Consider the following 16,642-nt stretch of genomic DNA (forward strand, 5'->3'; position numbering starts at 1 on the left):
GATATTAAAAATATATTATTTTAAACCGCGTCCCCGCTAAGGGGCGTGGATGCACCAAATGTCGAGCCCACTCGAAGGTGAGAATCTCGCTCTGGAGGCGGTTTGGACGCGGTTTAACGGGCACCCGCGACCGCGTCGAGCGGGTCGCACGGCTTCTGTCGGACCCGACCACGCGTTATGCTTGAAGGGCAGACACGGGGCAGTAGAGAAGAAGATAACGATGTCCTGAATGCGTCTGGCGCGCGTCCGGGCAACAGGCCCCGAACCCACCCACCTTGACCACACCGAGGGAGCTGGCCTAATGACGAAGGCTCAAGCGCTGGTCGTCGACGACGAGTCCGATATCCTCGACCTCTTGAAGATCACCCTCGGCCGAATGGATATTCGGGCACTCACCGCCATGACGGTCATCGACGCCAAGCATCAGCTCGAACGCAACCGCTTCGACATCTGCTTGACCGACATGAGCCTCCCGGACGGGAACGGCATCGACCTGATCCGTCATATCTCCGAGCATTATCCCGATCTGCCCGTCGCCATGATCACCGCCCACGGCAACATGGAATCGGCAGTCGCCGCCATGAAGGCCGGGGCCTTCGACTTTGTCCCCAAACCGGTGGATTTGCAGCTTCTGCGCCAGCTCGTCGGCTCGGCGCTGCGCTTGCGCGAGACCGCGGCGGCCGGAGAAGAGGGCCGCAGCGCCGCGGGGGCAAGCCTGATCGGGGATTCGCGCGCGATGGAGCAGATCCGGCAGATGATCGGTAAGCTCGCGCGCAACCAGGCGCCGGTCTTCATTACAGGCGAGAGCGGAACAGGCAAGGAGCTGGCCGCCCGACTCATCCACGGGCAAGGTCCACGCGGCGCGGGACCCTTCGTCGCCGTCAACTGCGGGGCCATTCCGCAAGACCTGGTCGAAAGCGAGCTGTTCGGTCACAAGAAGGGCAGCTTCACGGGCGCGGTGAGCGACAAGGAAGGGCTCTTCCAAGCCGCCTCGGGCGGAACCCTGTTTCTCGACGAGGTCGCCGATCTTCCGCTGCCCGCGCAGGTGAAGCTCCTGCGGGCCGTGCAGGAGAAGAGCGTGCGCCCGGTCGGTGCCCAACAAGAGGTCGCCGTGGATGCGCGGATCATCAGCGCCAGTCATCGCGATCTCAACCTGGAGGTCGACAAGGGCCACTTCAGGCAGGACCTCTTTTATCGCATCAACGTCATCGAGCTGCGCATGCCCGCGCTGCGCGAGCGCCCCCGCGACATCCCCGCCCTGGCGGAACGGATGCTGCTGCGCATCGCCCGGCATCATAAGGGCCAGCCCGCCATGACCCTCTCGGCGGACGCCCTCGAGGCATTGATGGACTACGGCTTTCCGGGCAACGTCCGCGAGCTCGAAAACATCCTCGAACGCGCGACCGCACTCAGCGAAGGACCGGTCATCGAGGTCGGGGATCTCTATCTACCGCAGGCCGACGCTCCGACGCTCGCGGCCCCGGGACCGATCGACGACAGTGTTCCGCTCGAGGACTATCTCGGCGAGATCGAGAAGAAGGCGATCCTCGATGCCCTCGACGAGACGCGCTGGAACCGCACGGCCGCGGCAAAGAAACTGGGGATGACCCTAAGATCGCTGCGTTATCGTCTCGCCAAGCTCGGCATCGAATAGCCGATCGCATGCCGCGAGCGGACTGAACATGACACCCTCGAATTCCGAACCGAACGCCCCTGCCCCAACCCGGGATCCCTTCGTCGACTGGGTGCGCCAGGCCACACCCTACATCCACGCGCACCGCGGACGCACCTTCGTGATCGTCTTCGGCGGCGAGGCGGTCGCGGATCCGCGCTTCCCGGACCTGGTCCACGATATCGCCCTGCTGCACGGGCTCGGTATCCGGCTCGTGCTAGTGCACGGTGCCCGTCCCCAGATCGAGGCCCGACTCGCCGGCCGCGGTGCGCAGCTGCGCTATGTCAACGGGTTGCGGATCACGGATCAGACCGCACTCGCCTGTGTGAAGGAGGCCGCCGGGGTGGTCCGGGTCGAGATCGAGGCACTGCTCTCGCTCGGGCTCGCCAACTCGCCGATGGCCGGAGTGCGCATCCCGGTCGTCTCGGGCAACTTCGTCACGGCGCGCCCCCTGGGCGTCATCGACGGGGTCGACTACGCCCACACCGGGGCGGTGCGGCGGATCGACCGTCAAACGCTGCGGGCGGTCCTCGATCAGGGCGCGGTCGCCTTGATGCCGCCGCTGGGGTATTCGCCGACCGGCGAGGTCTTCAATCTCAGCGCGGCCGACGTGGCGCGCGGCGCGGCTGTCGCGCTCGGTGCCGACAAGCTGATCTTTCTCACCGAGGATCCCGTCGCCAAGGATTCCGTCGTCAAGGATTCCGGCGGGGATGCGTCCCCGGACGGCGACCCTCGTGAATTGCCCCAGGATCTGCTGGGACCCAACCTCTTGGCCCGCGACATCGACGCCCTGCTCGCCGCCTCGAGCGGGATCCCCGAGGATGTCGCCCAATGCCTGCGCGCCGGTGCCGAGGCCTGCCGCAACGGGATCCGACGCGTGCACCTGGTGCGGCGCCGGCGCGGGGGTGCGCTGCTGCGCGAGCTCCTCACACCCGACGGGAGCGGCACCCTGATCTCAGCCGAGCCTTACGAGGAGCTACGTCCGGCACGTATCGACGACGTCACGGGGATCCTCGAGCTGCTGCGCCCGCTGGAGGAACGCGGTGTTCTGGTGCGGCGCTCGCGCGAGCGCTTGGAGACCGAGATCGACCGCTTCTTCCTGACCGAGCGCGACGGCCTGATCACGGCCTGCGCGGCACTCTATCCTTACCCGAGTGCGGGGATGGCGGAGTTGGCCTGCGTCGCCGTGCACCATGAGTATCGCGCGACCGGGCGCGGAGATCGGCTGCTTGCTCATACGGAAGACATGGCCCGCGCCGGCGGCATCGCACGCTTGTTCGTCCTCACCACCCAAGCCGCGCATTGGTTTCGAGAGCGCGGTTTCGAGCCGGCATCGCTCGGTGCCCTGCCGATGGAGCGGCAAGCCCTGTACAACTTCCAGCGCAACTCGCAGGTCTACATCAAGGTCCTTTAAATCGCGTCCCGTGCGATCTGCGCGGGCATTGTGTCCGCTCGGCGTCGAGCGCGCCTAGAAGCGCTTGAGCGGACACGATTTAAGATTCTGAAGATCATCCACTTTTTCTGACTCCAACGGCAGAGCCGTCGCCTGACCAGGCAATGGCGCCGTTCTTTTGCGACCCGATCATGATGATGTCGATCCCGATGATGACTACACCAACAGGAACGTCCGGCCAGTCGGAGCAACGGCGGTTTTGGAAGCCATTCACGTTGCTTGCGTTCCTCCTTCTTGTCTTCTCGATGATGCTTGCGAGCAGCGCGCTCGCGGCCGAGCCCCCCGCTACCGCCTCGACCACGGCCGTACCCGCGAGTACCAACGACGGCCTTCCGTCGGTCAGCCAGATCGAGGCCAAGATCGCCGAGGTTGCGGCCGATACGGCACTCGACGAGGCCGGCAAGGCGGCCTTGACCGAGCAGTATCGGCGGTCTCTGGCGAACCTCGAGGCGGCTCGGACCTTCGAAGTACAGGCCAACGAGCTCGCCGAAGCGCTGAAGGCGGCGCCCGCAAAGACCGCGGAAATCCGGCAACGCCTGGAGCAACGCGGTCCGGCCGAGGAAGACGCCGTCGAGATCCCGACGGATTTGCCGACCGATGAGATCGCGCAGCGTCTAAGCATCGTCCTCGCCGAAGCAACCGCGCAGGAAACACGTATCGGCGAGCTGGGCACGTCCATCGAGCGCAGTACGGGCCGACCCGCCGCCATTCGCGCACGCTTGTCCGAGGTCCGGACCGCGCTCGGCGAGATCGAAGCCGATCTGAGCCAACCCAGGGGCGAAAGCGCGGAAACCGCAGCGAGCGAAGCACGCCGATGGGCGCTGGAGACCCGTCGGGCATCGCTGTGGGCCGAGGCTCGGACGTTGGAGCAGGAGCTGTTGAGTGTGTCGGCGCGCGAAGCACTGCATCGTGCGCAACGCGATGAGGCCACCTTGGAGTGGGAGAGCCTCCGAGCCCGGCAGCGCCAGCTCGAGGAGCTGCAAAACCAGCGGCGTCGCGACGAGGCGGAGGCGGCGCAGCGTGAATCGGAACGCGCGCGGATCGAGGCCGCCGACAAGCATGCCTTGGTTCAGGAGGCGACCCGGGAGAACGCAGAGATCACCACATCCACCGGCGATCTGGCACGCCGCCTCGAGGGTTTGGACCTGGCGATCGAGCGCATCGAGGCCGAGCGCACGCGCGTGGAGCAGGATTTCAAGGCGGCACAGCAACGCATCGAAGCCGCCGGACTCAGCAAGGCGCTCGGTCAAATCCTGGTGGAGCGGCGCGATCAGATCCCGGATCTGCGCCAATACCGCCGAGCGATCCAGGATCGCGAAGACGAGATCGCCGATGCCACGCTCAGACAGATCCGCTATCGCGAAGAGCAGCGCCACCTGCGCAATCTCGACGCCTACATCGACGAGCTCACCGCCCGGGATCCGACCGCGCAGGCCCCGGAGGTCCGCGAGCAACTCAAGACGACACTCGAGCAACGACTGCGACTGATCGCCCAAGCGCTGATCGTCGAGGACGACTACATCCGCCAGCTCGGCGAGCTCAACTACGCCGCAGACCAGCTGATTCGTGCGGCCCAGGGCTACGACGGCTATCTCGCCGAACGGCTGCTTTGGGTGCGCAGCACGCTCCCGGTCGGCCTCGAAACCCTCGCCACGCTTCCCTCGGCCATCGGCTGGCTCATCGCGCATGAGCATTGGATCGAGGTCGCACGGGTGCTGGCGCACGCCGGAGCGCACTCGCCCCTGGTCTGGGGCGTATCGCTCGTCATCGCCGCCCTCTTCTGGAAGCTCTCGGCGCTGCGACGCGCAATCCGCGCCACGGCCGAGCCGCTGCGCAGGATCCGCACCGATCGCCTGAGCCATACCGGCAAGGCCATCGGCCTGACCCTCTTGGCCGCACTCCCCATCCCGCTCCTGTTGTGGCTGATCGGACTCCAGCTGTCGACAGCCGTCGAGACCACCGGCTTCACGCGCGCGCTGGGATCGGCCCTCATCGCCGCCTCCGTCGGCCTCTACTATCTGCGTGCGTTCCGAACACTCTGCATCACCGGCGGGGTCGCCGACCGACACTTTCGCTGGAGCCAAGAAACCCTACGACGTCTCAGACGCGAGTTTGATTGGTTCAGCATCTACATCGTCCCGGTCGCATTGACGGCCATGGTGCTCTACAACGACAGCGACCCGGCCTTCAGCGGGAGCCTGGGACGCCTGGCGACGATCGCGACCATGGTGGGTTTCTCCGTCTTCTTCGCGCGCCTCTTGAGCCCCACGAAAGGTGTTCTGAAGGACGCGCTCGCGGCCAACCCGAAGGGCTGGTTCAACCGCCTGCGTCACCTCTGGTTTCCGGTGATCGTCGGCGCGCCCTTAGGGCTGGCGGTGCTCGCCTTGCTGGGCTACGTCTACACGGCCGGGGTCCTGTTCGAGTCGCTGGTGCAACAGACCTGGCTCGCGCTTGCCTTGATCGTGCTGCATCAGGTGATCGTACGTTGGCTGATCGTGACGCGGAGGCGCTTGGCACTGACGGCGGCGGTCGAGCGCGCGAGTGCGCGCCGCGCGCAAACCGAGGCCGAACGCAATGAGACCGCTGCCCCGGTCGCCTCGGAGTTGCAGGTGGACGAGCCCGAGCCGGATCTCGCCGCACTCGACGAGCAGACCCGACGCCTGATCAATGCCTCGGTGTTCTTCACCGCATTGCTGGGGGTGTGGCTGACCTGGTCGGATGTCTTGCCGGCCCTGTCCATGCTCGAGCGCATCCCGCTGTGGTACTACGACGGGATGATCGACGGCGTTGCCCAGCCGGTCCCGGTGACGGCGGCCAACCTGGGCCTGGTGCTGGTGATCCTCTTCGTGGCAACCGCTGCGGCCAAGAACCTCCCTGCCCTGCTTGAGATCCTGCTGCTGCAAACCGAATCCGTCTCGGCGGGCGGGCGTTATGCGATCAAGACCCTGGTGAGCTACGCCATCACGGTCGCCGCCTTCCTGGTCGCCTTCAGCACACTCGGGCTGAACTGGGGGCAGGTACAGTGGCTCGTGGCGGCGCTGGGTGTGGGTATCGGCTTCGGCCTTCAGGAGATCGTGGCGAACTTCATCAGCGGCATCATCATCCTGTTCGAGCGCCCGGTGCGGGTCGGCGACATCGTCACCATCGGCGATACGACCGGCGTGGTGACCAACATCCAGATCCGCGCAACCACCATCCGCAACTGGGACAGGCAAGAGCTCCTGGTACCGAACAAGGAGTTCATCACGGGGCGTTTGTTGAACTGGAGTCTGACCGATCAACAAAACCGCATCACGATCCCGATCGGGATCGAATACGGAAGCGACACGCGCAAGGCACTGAGCATCCTCGCTCAAGTTGCCGAGCAGCACGAGCGGGTGCTCGATGATCCCGCCCCCTTGATCAGCTTCGAGGGGTTCGGCGACAACGCCTTGACCATCGTCCTGCGGTGTTATCTCAGCTCGCTCGACGGCCGGATGGGCGTCGCCACCGAGCTGCATCAGGCGATTTACGATCGCTTCAAAGAGGAGGGAATCGGGATGGCGTTCCCGCAACGCGATATCCATCTATCGCTGCGTGAGCCCCTGGATATTCGTTTGGATCCCGCCGCTCGGGACGTCTTTCGGCCGACGGAGTCGGTCTCGCAAGGCACGTGAGAATTCGGGCCTATTTGCCGAACGGATCCGATCGGCGGATGGAGCCGCGCCGGGCGGCTCGCTGACATGAAAGGCCCGCCCCACCGGCGGGCCGTCGGCCTCAACCCAGCTCGTCGAACTCGGGGTCGTCGAGAAGCTCGCGAAGCCGTTTGATTTCACGCATATGCTCGATCCGACGACGCACCGCCAGATTCGCCGCGGGGGCGCGCGAATCCGGGCCGGTCATCGACGGCACACGCTCGTTGGCTTCCTCGCCGTAACTGCTCTCGTTGTCCATCATCTCCGCTACCTCGGGTCACACAATCGCATTAGAATATTCGCCGCTCTTTAAACGAAAGAAGGATCGGTGTCAAGCGATTATTTGCTCCGTGATGTGCTCCTGCCTCGACCCGAGTCGCGTCATGCTCGGCAATTCGACCGGGGAGTCGGCGCCGATCGAGTTGCTCCGCGCCATCGCGGGCCTCAAGATAACGGGCTGACATCGAATCGATTCGAAGCAAAAGGAGCCCCTGCCTTGAACGAGCGTGCGATCCTGATCTGGGACCTACCGACCCGCCTCTTTCATTGGCTACTTGCGTTGCTCGTCGCAGCGGCGTTCGTGACCGGCCTGCAAGGCGGAAATCTGATGGTTTGGCACGGACGCATCGGGATTGCGATCCTGGGCCTGCTCGTCTTCCGCCTCGCCTGGGGTGTCCTGGGGTCGACCTACGCGCGATTCGGGCACTTCGTGCGCGGACCGGGCGCGGTCATCGACTATCTGCGCGGTCGTTGGCAAGGGCTCGGACACAGCCCCTTGGCGGCCCTATCCGTACTCGCCTTGCTCGGCCTGCTGCTGTTTCAGTCGATCAGCGGCCTCATGACCAACGACGATATCGCCTTCAGAGGCCCCCTCTATGACCTGGTTTCCAAAGCGACCAGCAACAGGCTCACCGGGTTGCATCGCCAGAACATCTGGTTGATCGGCGGGCTCATCGCACTGCACGTCTGCGCGATCCTCTTCTACCGCTTCGTGCACAAGGACGATCTGGTCATGCCCATGATCCACGGGCGAAAGCGGGTCTCGGGCACGGCGGCGAAACCGGCAACCGGCGGCGGCCTGCTCGCCTTCCTCGCGGCCTTGGCCATTGCCTTCGCCGCCGTGTGGATCGCCGACGGCGGGCTTCTTCCGCCACCCCCGCCGCCACCGCCACCCGGCAGCATCCCGACGTGGTAACGGAGGTCGACACACACAGACGCGGCCGTCACCGGCGATTGAGTTGCCCGGCGGCCGATGTTCTGGTACTTAAGCGTGTTTTTCGCGGCAGGTCCGGTCAATCCGTATCGGGCGCATGCCATCCACGACAAGAGCCTTCGGGAGTACATCCATGGCCGAAGCGAACGCCACTCAAGCCAGCACAGCCGAGTTCGAGCCCTATCGACAAGGTGCGAACGAGGACTACATGAGTCCCGAGCAGGAGGAGCATTTTCGCGAGATCCTCTTGGCCTGGAAGAAATCGCTCATGGAGGAGGTCGATCGTACCGTACACCACATGCAGGACGAGGCCACCAACTTCCCGGACCCCAACGATCGCGCCACGCAGGAGTCCGAGTTCAGCCTGGAACTGCGCACCCGCGATCGCGAGCGCAAGCTGATCAAGAAAATCGACGAGGCGCTCGGTCGGATCGACGACCATGACTACGGCTACTGCGAGGCCTGCGGGGTCGAGATCGGCATCCGTCGTCTCGAGGCGCGGCCGACCGCCACACTCTGCATCGACTGCAAGACACTCGACGAGATCCGCGAACGGCAGCGCGGATGAACAATCGGACGGGATCCCGGTCCAGGGTGTGAGCCGATGCTCGGTCCTGCCGATCCCGCTCCGAGCAGCGACACCGGGCGGGGCGCCTATCGCGGCCGCTTCGCTCCGTCCCCGACCGGTCCGCTCCATCTCGGCTCGCTGCTCGCCGCCGTCGCCAGCTACGCGGACGCCCGCGCCAACCGGGGCATCTGGCTGGTGCGGATCGAGGACATCGACCGACCGCGCGAGGTTCCCGGGGCGGCCGACCTGATCCTCCGCACCCTGAGCGCGTTCGGGTTCGAATGGGACGAGGACGTGCTCTATCAAAGCCGCCGAACCGACGCCTACCGTGACGCGCTCGACACACTCGCGGCTCGGGGCCTCACCTACCCCTGCGGCTGCACCCGCGCCGAGGTAGCCCGCGCCGGGCGCGCCGGACCTGAAGGACCCGTCTACCCGGGCACCTGCCGCCCCGGACTCCCGCTCGGACGGCGCGCACGCACCGTGCGCTTTCGCACCCCGCCGGGCGCGGTTGCCTTCGAGGACCGAATCCAGGGGCCACAGGAGCAGATCGTCGACGAAGCGGTCGGCGACTTCGTGCTGCGGCGTGCCGACGGGCTCCACGCCTATCAGCTCGCCGTCGTCGTCGACGACGCCCGGCAAGGGATCACGCAGGTGGTGCGCGGCGCGGACCTGCTGCTCTCCACGCCCCGCCAGATCCTGCTGCAACAGGCCCTGAGGTTCGGCCAACCCGGCTATGCGCATATCCCATTGATCCTGGATACCGAGGGCCGAAAGCTCGGCAAATCACTGTCTGCCCCACCGGTCGACGCGCGCGATCCGCGACCTGCATTGCGTGCGGCTTGGACCTTGTTGGGACAAACACCACCGCCCGAGGATCTCCACCCGGATGCCTTCTGGGATTGGGCGATCCCGCAGTGGCACATCGGGCGCATCCCGGCTAGAGCCTCGGTCGCATGCCCGACCGCCTGATCATCGCGGGCGCCCCACTTCGGCGCGCGCCCCTCGACCCCGAGACTCCCTGATGGCCCTCAAAGCAACCGTCTTCAAAGCGCAAGTCCAGATCAGCGACATGGACCGTCACTACTACGAGAGCCACACCCTGACCCTGGCCCGGCACCCCTCCGAGACCGATGAGCGGATGATGGTCAGGCTCCTCGCCTTCTGCCTCTATGCCGACCCGCAGCTCGCCTTCACCAAGGGCTTGAGCGCCGACGACGAGCCCGACCTTTGGCAACACAGCTTGAGCGGCGAGATCGAGCGCTGGATCGAGGTCGGCCAACCCGACGAGCGGCGTCTGCGCAAGGCGAGCGGTCGCGCGCGCGAGGTGGTGGTGATCACCTACGCCGGGCGCGCGGCGGATCTTTGGTGGGAGCAGAACAGCGCCGGTCTCGCGCGCCTTCGCAACCTTCGGGTGCTCGATCTGAACAGCAGCGAGATTCAGGCCCTGAGCAGGCTGGTCGAGCGCTCGATGGATCTGCAGTGCACCGTCGAGGGCGGCGAGGTTTGGATCGGCAACGCTCGGGAGACGGTCGCCCTGACGCCACGTCTGCGCCGGGTCTGAGCGCACCGAGGGTGTGCAGCGTTAAACGGGCGTTCCCCTCACCCGGCAGAGCCGGAACCAGGAGCGCAGTCGATGACTTTGCTCGTTGTCGTTGTCGTAATCGAGTCTTCCCGCGACAACGACAACGACAACGAAATGTCTTGGACAGGGCTGAGGTTGTGCCGAGCCGTGCGAGGCACAACCAACCGTTGCCGCGAGTTGTGCTTCCTATCGTCAGCACAACCTACGGGTATGGGATTTTCCGGAATCGCCTAGACGGCCGGAACCCTCACCCGGCAGAGCCGGAGCCGACAGCCCGGCTGCCGGCCCCGCCCCGTCGCGCCGTTATTGTTGCCCGAAGGCCCGCAGATAGGCCGAGAAGCGCTCCCCGACCTCCGGGTGCGCCAGGCCGTACTCGACGTTCGCCTGGAGATAGCCGAGCTTGCTCCCGCAGTCGTAGCGCTTGCCTTGGAAGGGATAGGCGATCACAGGCTCGTCCTCGAGGAGCGCGGCGATGGCGTCGGTCAACTGGATCTCCCCGCCCGCACCTTCCCGGGTCTGCTCGAGCTTCTCGAAGATCTTGGGCGTCAGCAGATAACGCCCGACGACCGCCAGATTCGAGGGCGCATCGGCCGGCGCCGGCTTCTCGACGATCGAGACGACCCGGAGCTCCCCGTCCGGACCGGGCTCGACCTTCACGATGCCGTACTTGTTGGTCTCCTCGCGCGGGACCTCCTGAACGCTGAGCACGCTGCAACCATAGCGCTCGTAAACGTCGGACATCTGCTCGACCACGCCTTTGCCTTGGCAGCGGATCAGGTCGTCGGCGAGGATCACCGCGAAAGGCTCGTCGCCGACGACCGCCTTGGCGCAGAGTACCGCGTGCCCCAGACCCAACGCCTCGGCTTGGCGCACGTAGATGCAGGTCACGCTCGGCGGTATCACGTTCTGAACGATGTCGAGAAGTTGCAGCTTGCCGGAGCTCTTGAGCTCCGCCTCGAGCTCGTAGGCCTTATCGAAATGATCTTCGATCGAGCGTTTGTTGCGTCCGGTGATGAAGACCAGCTGAGTGGCACCGGCGTCCTCCGCCTCCTCGGCGGCATACTGGATCAAGGGTTTGTCGACGACCGACATCATCTCCTTGGGGCTGGCCTTGGTCGCGGGCAGGAATCGCGTCCCCAGCCCTGCAACGGGGAACACTGCCTTTCGAATCTTCGCCATCGACGTGACTCCTTAATGATCGATCAGAGTAAACAGGCACCTCGAACGATTCGACGAGATGCGCGGTTGAGACGGGCTGCGGTTTAGCGCGACTTAAGCCGCGACGGCTCCAGCGCGCGTCAAGTCTGCCGGGGCCGATCCTATCCAAAAACATCGCATACCGCGCTGGGCGCGGTTTAGGCTACGAGCGAATCCTCGATCGCCCGAAGCGCGGCAAGCGGGTCCTCGGCCTCCGTGATCGGGCGGCCGATCACCAGGTCGTCCGCTCCGGCGGCAAGCGCATCGCGCGGCGTCATGACGCGCACCTGATCCCCGAGCGACGCACCGGCCGGCCTCACGCCCGGTGTGACCAGCCGAAAATCCGGGCCCTGCGCCGCGCGGACCGCGGCCGCCTCCAACGGCGAGCAGACCACGCCGTCGAGACCCGCGGCATGCCCGAGGGCTGCGAGCGCAAGGACCCGCTCGCCGGGCTCGCCGGGGCAGCCGACGGCGCTCAGATCCTCCCGACTCAGGCTGGTGAGCAGGGTCACGCCGATCAGCAACGGCCGGCTCGACATGGCATCGAGTCGCGCGCGCGCAGCCTCGATCATCCGGGTCCCGCCCGAGATATGCAGGTTCACCATCCAGACCCCGAGATCCGCCGCAGCAGCGCAGGCACCCGCGACCGTGTTGGGGATATCGTGAAACTTCAGATCGAGAAAGACCTCGAACCCGCGCACCTGCAACACCTCGATGAACGCCGGCCCGCATCGCGTGAACAGCTCCTTGCCGACCTTGAGCCGGCAGCGCGTCGGATCGAGACGCTCGACCAGGGCAAGGGCTTGGGCCTCGCTCGCGAAATCGAGCGCGACGATAATGCGTTTGGATTGCGTCACGACCGGTCCTCGTCTGCTTGGTAAGGGGTGCGCGCCCGGTGTCTCGGACCGCACGGCAGCGCATGGTCCCACAACCTTCGGCCGATCAGCGCCACCGAGCGTGCGGGCCCGGGCAAAGTAAATCCCGTTCGAGCCATTTGCGGGGTCAGGCGAGGCGTCGCTCATGCAGCACCTCGTCTCCGATGATCGGCTCCGGCTGCACAGGCACAACGCTGCCCCAGGAGCGACAGCTGGGACACTGCCAATGCAGCGAGCGCGCCTCGAATCCGCAGTGCTCGCAGCGATAAACCGCCTGCCGGGCGAGCAAATGCCGCGTCACCTCCAAGGCGACGCGAAGACGTTCGGCCGTAAAACCCTGCCCCTGCGACGGCCCCTCGACCTGCAGCTCGAAGAGACGCTCGAGTGCGGCAAGATCCGCATGCCGGGTCAGATAGCGCGTCAGCAGATCCATGGCCGCCTCCTTGCCGCGGCTCTGGGCGACGACATCGCTGAGACCGAGCGTCAATGCCGGACTTGAATGCCGCTGCGCCAAGTCTTCCAGAACCGCGGGCACATCGTCGCGTCCGAGGTGCCGCAAGGTATCGATCAGCTCGGGCAGGATCTCCGGGACGTAAGATGCGCGCTGCTCCGCGACGTGCGTAAACAGCGCCAGCGCTCGCTGCGGATCACCGTCTTCCAGCGCGGAACGACCCTCGAGCATGGTGGCGCGGACGCACTCCGGATCGACCTCACGAGCCAGGCTCAGGTGGGTCATCGCATGCGCCGCGTCGCCGCAGCGCCGAGCATCCTCGGCCAGCTCGCAATGGTAGTGGCCGATCGCGACCTTGATGGACGGATCGCTCGCAGGCTCAAGCAGCTCGGCGACCTCCAGGCAGTGTGCCCAGTCGCGCTCCTGTTCGTAGAGTTCGCGCAGACTCTGGAGCGCACGCTGGCGGTGCAACCCGAGACCGACCAGCTCCTGAAACAGGCATTCGGCACGATCCAACAAGCCTGCACGCATGTAGTCCTGGCCGAGTTCGAAGAGTGCATCACCGCGCTGCTCCGCGGCCAGATTCTTCCGGGCGATCAGGTTCTGGTGAATGCGAATCGCCCGGTCGACCTCGCCGCGACGTCGAAACAGACTGCCGAGCGCGAGGTGGGTCTCGACGGTCTCCCCGTCGACCTCGACAAGCTCCAGGAACATGTCGATGGCCTTATCCGGCTGCTCCTCGACAAGATAATTCAGCCCCCGCAGGAATGCGGGATGAGGTAGCGATCCGCGGCTGCGTCTGACCGGGGTGCTGCGACGCGCGGCCCACCACCCGGACGCCGCGGCAACGGGCAGAAGCAGAAAGAGGAGCTCGATCACGGGCGCCACCGACGGCGCAGGAGAACGCGTGGGACGCCCCCGCCAAGGACGGAGCCGCGACCGCTTTGATATGCTGTTTCGGGTAAACTGATCACGCTGGGAATGATACAGGCAACCCGCCCTGCCCGCATGAGGAAGCCGAGCGGATCGGCGACCGACGGAGCGCGCCCGGGTTGGGCATCTCGCTCGAGCCCCCAACTTTCGATGAGGAGCGTCGAGCCGACGGGCGCCCTGAATAGTCGGCACAGCAATCAGGAGTCACGAGCGTGCAGGAATTCTCCGGGAAAACCGTTGTCGTCACCGGCGCCGCGGGAAATCTTGGCCGTGCCACGGCACTTGCCTTCGCCCGCCGAGGCGCCCGACTGGCCCTGATCGACCTGAATGCCGATGCCTTGCAGTCGGCCCAGAACGACCTGCCCGCGGGATGCGAATCGGCCATCTTTGCGACCGATGTGTTGGATGGCCCCGCGGTGGCTGCCATGATCGCCGGCGTGACAGACCGCTTCGGCGCCGTTCATGTCCTCGCGAACATCGCCGGCGGCTTTGCGATGGGGCCGACCATCGAGGAGACGACCGATGCACAGTGGGACTCCTTGATGGATTTGAACCTGCGTAGCGTCTTCAACTGCTGCCGGGCGGCGATACCCCGGATCCCGGACGGGAGCGACGGGCGCATCGTCAACATCTCCGCCCGAGCCGCCGTTCGGGGGGCCGGACACATGGGGCCCTACTGCGTCTCGAAGGCCGCCGTCATCACACTGACGGAGAGCCTCGCCGAGGAGCTGAAGCAGCGCGGGATCACCGTCAACTGTGTCCTGCCCGGAACCCTCGACACCCCGCAAAATCGCGCCGCCATGCCGGACGCGGACCACGACACCTGGGTTCCTCTGGATGCACTCGCCGATGTCATCCTCTTTCTGGCCTCGGATGCCGCGCGCTGCGTGACCGGCGCCGCCGTGCCGGTCTACGGACGCAGCTGATGCGCGCCCTGTACTTTCGCCGGCAAGGACAGAGCAAAAACCGCGACACCCGATCGGAAGACCGATCGGATCGAGCGCACAACAACAGGAAAGGCCCGCTTCGTCGCTGGGCAGCAGCAGTGCTCCTCATCGCGGGCCTCGGCCTCGAAAGTGCCGCTGCAGCGCCTCTGGACGAGGCGACCAAACAGCTTTTGATCGAAGCGGTCGAGGCCGCCTACGTGGTGGATCTCTACCACTCGCGCTGCCGCAGCGACGGCTCCAACCGTCGCACCGAGAACCTCAACAAGCTGCTCGCCAGCCGCATGCGCATGACCGTGCTGCGGGTCCAGGACGACGTCTTTCCCGAGCGCAATTATCGCAAGGTCCAGGAGCGCCTTCAGCGCGAGTTCCTCGACATGCTGGCCGAGAACGGCGGGTGCGCCGGGGTGAAGGACTCGGAACTCCCCGTAGAGTTTCGAGCACGTTACGACGAAAAGATGCGTGCAATCGAAGCGCTTCCCTAAACCGCGTCCAGAGCGAGATGGTCATTTTCGAGTGAGTTCGACGTTTAGCGCATCCAAAGCCCTTAGAAGGGACGCGGTTTAAGTCGGCAGCCTCGACAACCGTCGCGGCCAACCTCAGCGCGCCGGGTCGGGCGTGGTGCCTTCGTAGCGATTCGCTGGATCCCACGACTCCGCTTGGAGGATTTGCGACAACGCCGACACGCCCACCGCGGCCTCCTTGAGTCTCTTCACATCGGCCGAGGACAGGCTTGCTCCGGATTGCGGAAGTCGTGCGACCAGCTCCTGGATGATTGCGCTGTTGCGCTCGATCCCGTCGCGAACGGCCAGGATGCGCGCAAGTCGGGCGTCGACGGCCAAACGCAGCTCGGTTGCCGCGCGTGCGCACTCGCTCGTCTCGGCCGCGGCATGAAGATCGCGCAGCGCCACCGCCTCGCGCATCGCGCTGCGCCACCAGTTGACGAAAGTCGATTTATGATCGGCCAGCAAGTTGAGCGAGGCGGCCATGGCGTCGATCTCGTCGCGCGCGCCGGGCACCGTCGGGATGCGCTCGCGCGGCGTCTCGGTGGTCATGCGATCGAGCAGCCCTGCGATGTCGCGCACCGGACGGACGATCCTCGAGGTGATCATCACCGCGAAGAGCGCCCCGAGCAGGGTCGCCCCGAGCGCGATCAACAGGTTGATCCGCGCCCGCGCGGCCGCGTTCTCCGCGATCGCATCGGTCATCGAGATCATCAGCCGACGGGCTTCGATAAGGTTGCCCTCGACCAGCGGCGTGATGCGTCCGACTGCAACGTCCATGGCGTCCACGAGCCCCTCGATCCGGCGGTCCTGCTCGACCAGCGCATGAAAATCACGCCCGTAGGCCGCGAGGCCCTCGGTCAACGCTTCGCGCTGCGGATCGGCGATCGGGACCTGCATCACGCGCTCGGCGGTGTTTGTCAGGATCGCGTCCACCATCGCGACATAGGTTGCGTCGCCGCGCAGGAGATAATCCTTCTCGCGGCGACGCAGCTGGAGAATCGCGACCTCGAGACCCGTCGCCTGCTCAAGCGAGCCGGCCAAGGATCCGACCAAGGATCCAGCCAGCGCCTCCAGCTCATGCGCGGTCCGACGAAACGCGCCCTGCAGACCGCTGTTCTCGTCGAGCCCATTGACCCGCCATGCCTCGACGACCGCCTCGAAGCTCGATCGATAATCGGCGACCAGCGTTCGAATCTCCGTCGCTGCCTGCTGCGAGGTCTCGTCGAGACGCGCGAGTCCGACGGCCTCGGCATCCAAGGCAGCCGCTTCGCGTGTCACCTGCGCAACCGCATCGAGATCTCGCGTCGTGAGAAACGCGGACTGAGCCGCGCGGATGGCGCCGAGCCGCCGCTCGATGCCGAAGGCATAGGACTGGCGTGCACCGTAGAGCGCGTGGAGACGCTCGTAGTCCGCGCTCAGGCGCGCCAGGGCCACCTGGTCGTGAACGATCACCCCGAGAAAGATCAGGATCACCAGACCGAAACCCAGCCCGATCTTCTCACCGATACGCAATCTGCTCGCGAGTCTGCTCACCCTGCCTCCCGGGCCTGACACGGCCGGTCGATCCCCCA

The 16,642-nt window shown here is 65.7% G+C and carries 15 protein-coding genes; 9 read left to right on the forward strand and 6 right to left on the reverse strand.

The window, feature by feature from the left end; genetic code table 11:
* Positions 1 to 301 precede the first annotated feature (301 nt).
* Both BDD21_RS03040 and argA read left to right on the forward strand, forming a co-directional pair.
* Positions 302 to 1,654 carry a sigma-54-dependent transcriptional regulator gene (locus tag BDD21_RS03040; RefSeq protein WP_120795893.1) on the forward strand — a complete coding sequence of 451 codons (1,353 nt, stop codon included), beginning with the start codon at positions 302 to 304 and terminating at the stop codon, positions 1,652 to 1,654.
* A 28-nt stretch (positions 1,655 to 1,682) separates the two neighbouring features.
* Positions 1,683 to 3,086 carry an amino-acid N-acetyltransferase gene (gene argA / locus BDD21_RS03045; RefSeq protein ID WP_120795894.1) on the forward strand — a complete coding sequence of 468 codons (1,404 nt, stop codon included), beginning with the start codon at positions 1,683 to 1,685 and terminating at the stop codon, positions 3,084 to 3,086.
* Between the two features lie 94 nt (positions 3,087 to 3,180).
* On the opposite strand, the gene BDD21_RS28485 is transcribed toward argA, so the two are convergent.
* Positions 3,181 to 3,339 carry a hypothetical protein gene (locus BDD21_RS28485; protein ID WP_245969376.1) on the reverse strand — a complete coding sequence of 53 codons (159 nt, stop codon included), beginning with the start codon at positions 3,337 to 3,339 and terminating at the stop codon, positions 3,181 to 3,183.
* A gap of 1 nt (position 3,340) precedes the next feature.
* Between BDD21_RS28485 and BDD21_RS03050 the strand changes: the two genes are divergently transcribed.
* Positions 3,341 to 6,781, forward strand: coding sequence for a mechanosensitive ion channel domain-containing protein (locus tag BDD21_RS03050; RefSeq protein WP_245969378.1), 3,441 nt, complete (start codon positions 3,341 to 3,343; stop codon positions 6,779 to 6,781).
* A gap of 100 nt (positions 6,782 to 6,881) precedes the next feature.
* Here the strand turns inward: BDD21_RS03050 and BDD21_RS03055 are convergent, their stop codons facing one another.
* Complete coding sequence (locus tag BDD21_RS03055) at positions 6,882 to 7,061, reverse strand: PA3496 family putative envelope integrity protein (protein WP_007192069.1); 180 nt, start codon at positions 7,059 to 7,061, stop codon at positions 6,882 to 6,884.
* Between the two features lie 234 nt (positions 7,062 to 7,295).
* On the opposite strand from BDD21_RS03055, the gene BDD21_RS03060 reads away from it, so the two are divergent.
* From BDD21_RS03060 to BDD21_RS03075, 4 genes are all read left to right on the forward strand, one after another.
* Positions 7,296 to 7,994 (forward strand): cytochrome b/b6 domain-containing protein, encoded by a 699-nt coding sequence (locus BDD21_RS03060; RefSeq protein WP_120795896.1) that lies wholly within the window; start codon positions 7,296 to 7,298, stop codon positions 7,992 to 7,994.
* A gap of 151 nt (positions 7,995 to 8,145) precedes the next feature.
* A complete protein-coding gene (dksA, locus tag BDD21_RS03065) occupies positions 8,146 to 8,580 on the forward strand; it encodes an RNA polymerase-binding protein DksA (protein ID WP_120795897.1) in 435 nt (144 codons plus the stop codon).
* A 36-nt stretch (positions 8,581 to 8,616) separates the two neighbouring features.
* Positions 8,617 to 9,552 carry a tRNA glutamyl-Q(34) synthetase GluQRS gene (gene gluQRS, locus BDD21_RS03070; RefSeq protein ID WP_120795898.1) on the forward strand — a complete coding sequence of 312 codons (936 nt, stop codon included), beginning with the start codon at positions 8,617 to 8,619 and terminating at the stop codon, positions 9,550 to 9,552.
* A 52-nt stretch (positions 9,553 to 9,604) separates the two neighbouring features.
* Positions 9,605 to 10,144, forward strand: a complete 540-nt coding sequence (locus BDD21_RS03075) for a YaeQ family protein (RefSeq protein ID WP_120795899.1) — start codon at positions 9,605 to 9,607, stop codon at positions 10,142 to 10,144.
* A 324-nt stretch (positions 10,145 to 10,468) separates the two neighbouring features.
* Here the strand turns inward: BDD21_RS03075 and galU are convergent, their stop codons facing one another.
* The 3 genes from galU to lapB all read right to left on the reverse strand — a co-directional run bounded on the left by galU (position 10,469) and on the right by lapB (position 13,567).
* Positions 10,469 to 11,344, reverse strand: coding sequence for a UTP--glucose-1-phosphate uridylyltransferase GalU (gene galU / locus BDD21_RS03080; protein WP_120795900.1), 876 nt, complete (start codon positions 11,342 to 11,344; stop codon positions 10,469 to 10,471).
* 176 nt (positions 11,345 to 11,520) lie between these two features.
* Positions 11,521 to 12,219 (reverse strand): orotidine-5'-phosphate decarboxylase, encoded by a 699-nt coding sequence (pyrF, locus tag BDD21_RS03085; RefSeq protein ID WP_120795901.1) that lies wholly within the window; start codon positions 12,217 to 12,219, stop codon positions 11,521 to 11,523.
* A gap of 145 nt (positions 12,220 to 12,364) precedes the next feature.
* The gene (gene lapB, locus BDD21_RS03090) at positions 12,365 to 13,567 is read right to left on the reverse strand and encodes a lipopolysaccharide assembly protein LapB (RefSeq protein WP_120799712.1); all 1,203 of its coding nucleotides are present in this window, start codon (positions 13,565 to 13,567) and stop codon (positions 12,365 to 12,367) included.
* Positions 13,568 to 13,833: 266 nt separating this feature from the next.
* On the opposite strand from lapB, the gene BDD21_RS03095 reads away from it, so the two are divergent.
* Positions 13,834 to 14,547: an SDR family oxidoreductase gene (locus tag BDD21_RS03095; protein ID WP_120795902.1), complete on the forward strand. Its 714-nt coding sequence runs from the start codon at positions 13,834 to 13,836 to the stop codon at positions 14,545 to 14,547.
* Positions 14,548 to 14,666: 119 nt separating this feature from the next.
* The gene (locus tag BDD21_RS03100) at positions 14,667 to 15,050 is read left to right on the forward strand and encodes a hypothetical protein (protein WP_245969380.1); all 384 of its coding nucleotides are present in this window, start codon (positions 14,667 to 14,669) and stop codon (positions 15,048 to 15,050) included.
* Positions 15,051 to 15,164: 114 nt separating this feature from the next.
* Here BDD21_RS03100 and BDD21_RS03105 read toward each other — a convergent pair whose 3' ends face one another.
* Positions 15,165 to 16,604 (reverse strand): hypothetical protein, encoded by a 1,440-nt coding sequence (locus BDD21_RS03105; RefSeq protein WP_170164675.1) that lies wholly within the window; start codon positions 16,602 to 16,604, stop codon positions 15,165 to 15,167.
* Positions 16,605 to 16,642: the final 38 nt, after the last annotated feature.

This window comes from Thiocapsa rosea (assembly GCF_003634315.1).
Taxonomy (GTDB): domain Bacteria; phylum Pseudomonadota; class Gammaproteobacteria; order Chromatiales; family Chromatiaceae; genus Thiocapsa; species Thiocapsa rosea.

Bases quoted from the DNA above. Each gene is read 5' to 3' on its own strand.
- BDD21_RS03040 (WP_120795893.1), top strand. From the start codon at position 302: ATGACGAAGGCTCAAGCGCTGGTCGTCGACGACGAGTCCGATATCCTC.
- BDD21_RS03055 (WP_007192069.1), bottom strand. From the start codon at position 7,061: ATGATGGACAACGAGAGCAGTTACGGCGAGGAAGCCAACGAGCGTGTG.
- BDD21_RS03075 (WP_120795899.1), top strand. From the start codon at position 9,605: ATGGCCCTCAAAGCAACCGTCTTCAAAGCGCAAGTCCAGATCAGCGAC.
- gluQRS (WP_120795898.1), top strand. From the start codon at position 8,617: ATGCTCGGTCCTGCCGATCCCGCTCCGAGCAGCGACACCGGGCGGGGC.
- dksA (WP_120795897.1), top strand. From the start codon at position 8,146: ATGGCCGAAGCGAACGCCACTCAAGCCAGCACAGCCGAGTTCGAGCCC.
- galU (WP_120795900.1), bottom strand. From the start codon at position 11,344: ATGGCGAAGATTCGAAAGGCAGTGTTCCCCGTTGCAGGGCTGGGGACG.
- argA (WP_120795894.1), top strand. From the start codon at position 1,683: ATGACACCCTCGAATTCCGAACCGAACGCCCCTGCCCCAACCCGGGAT.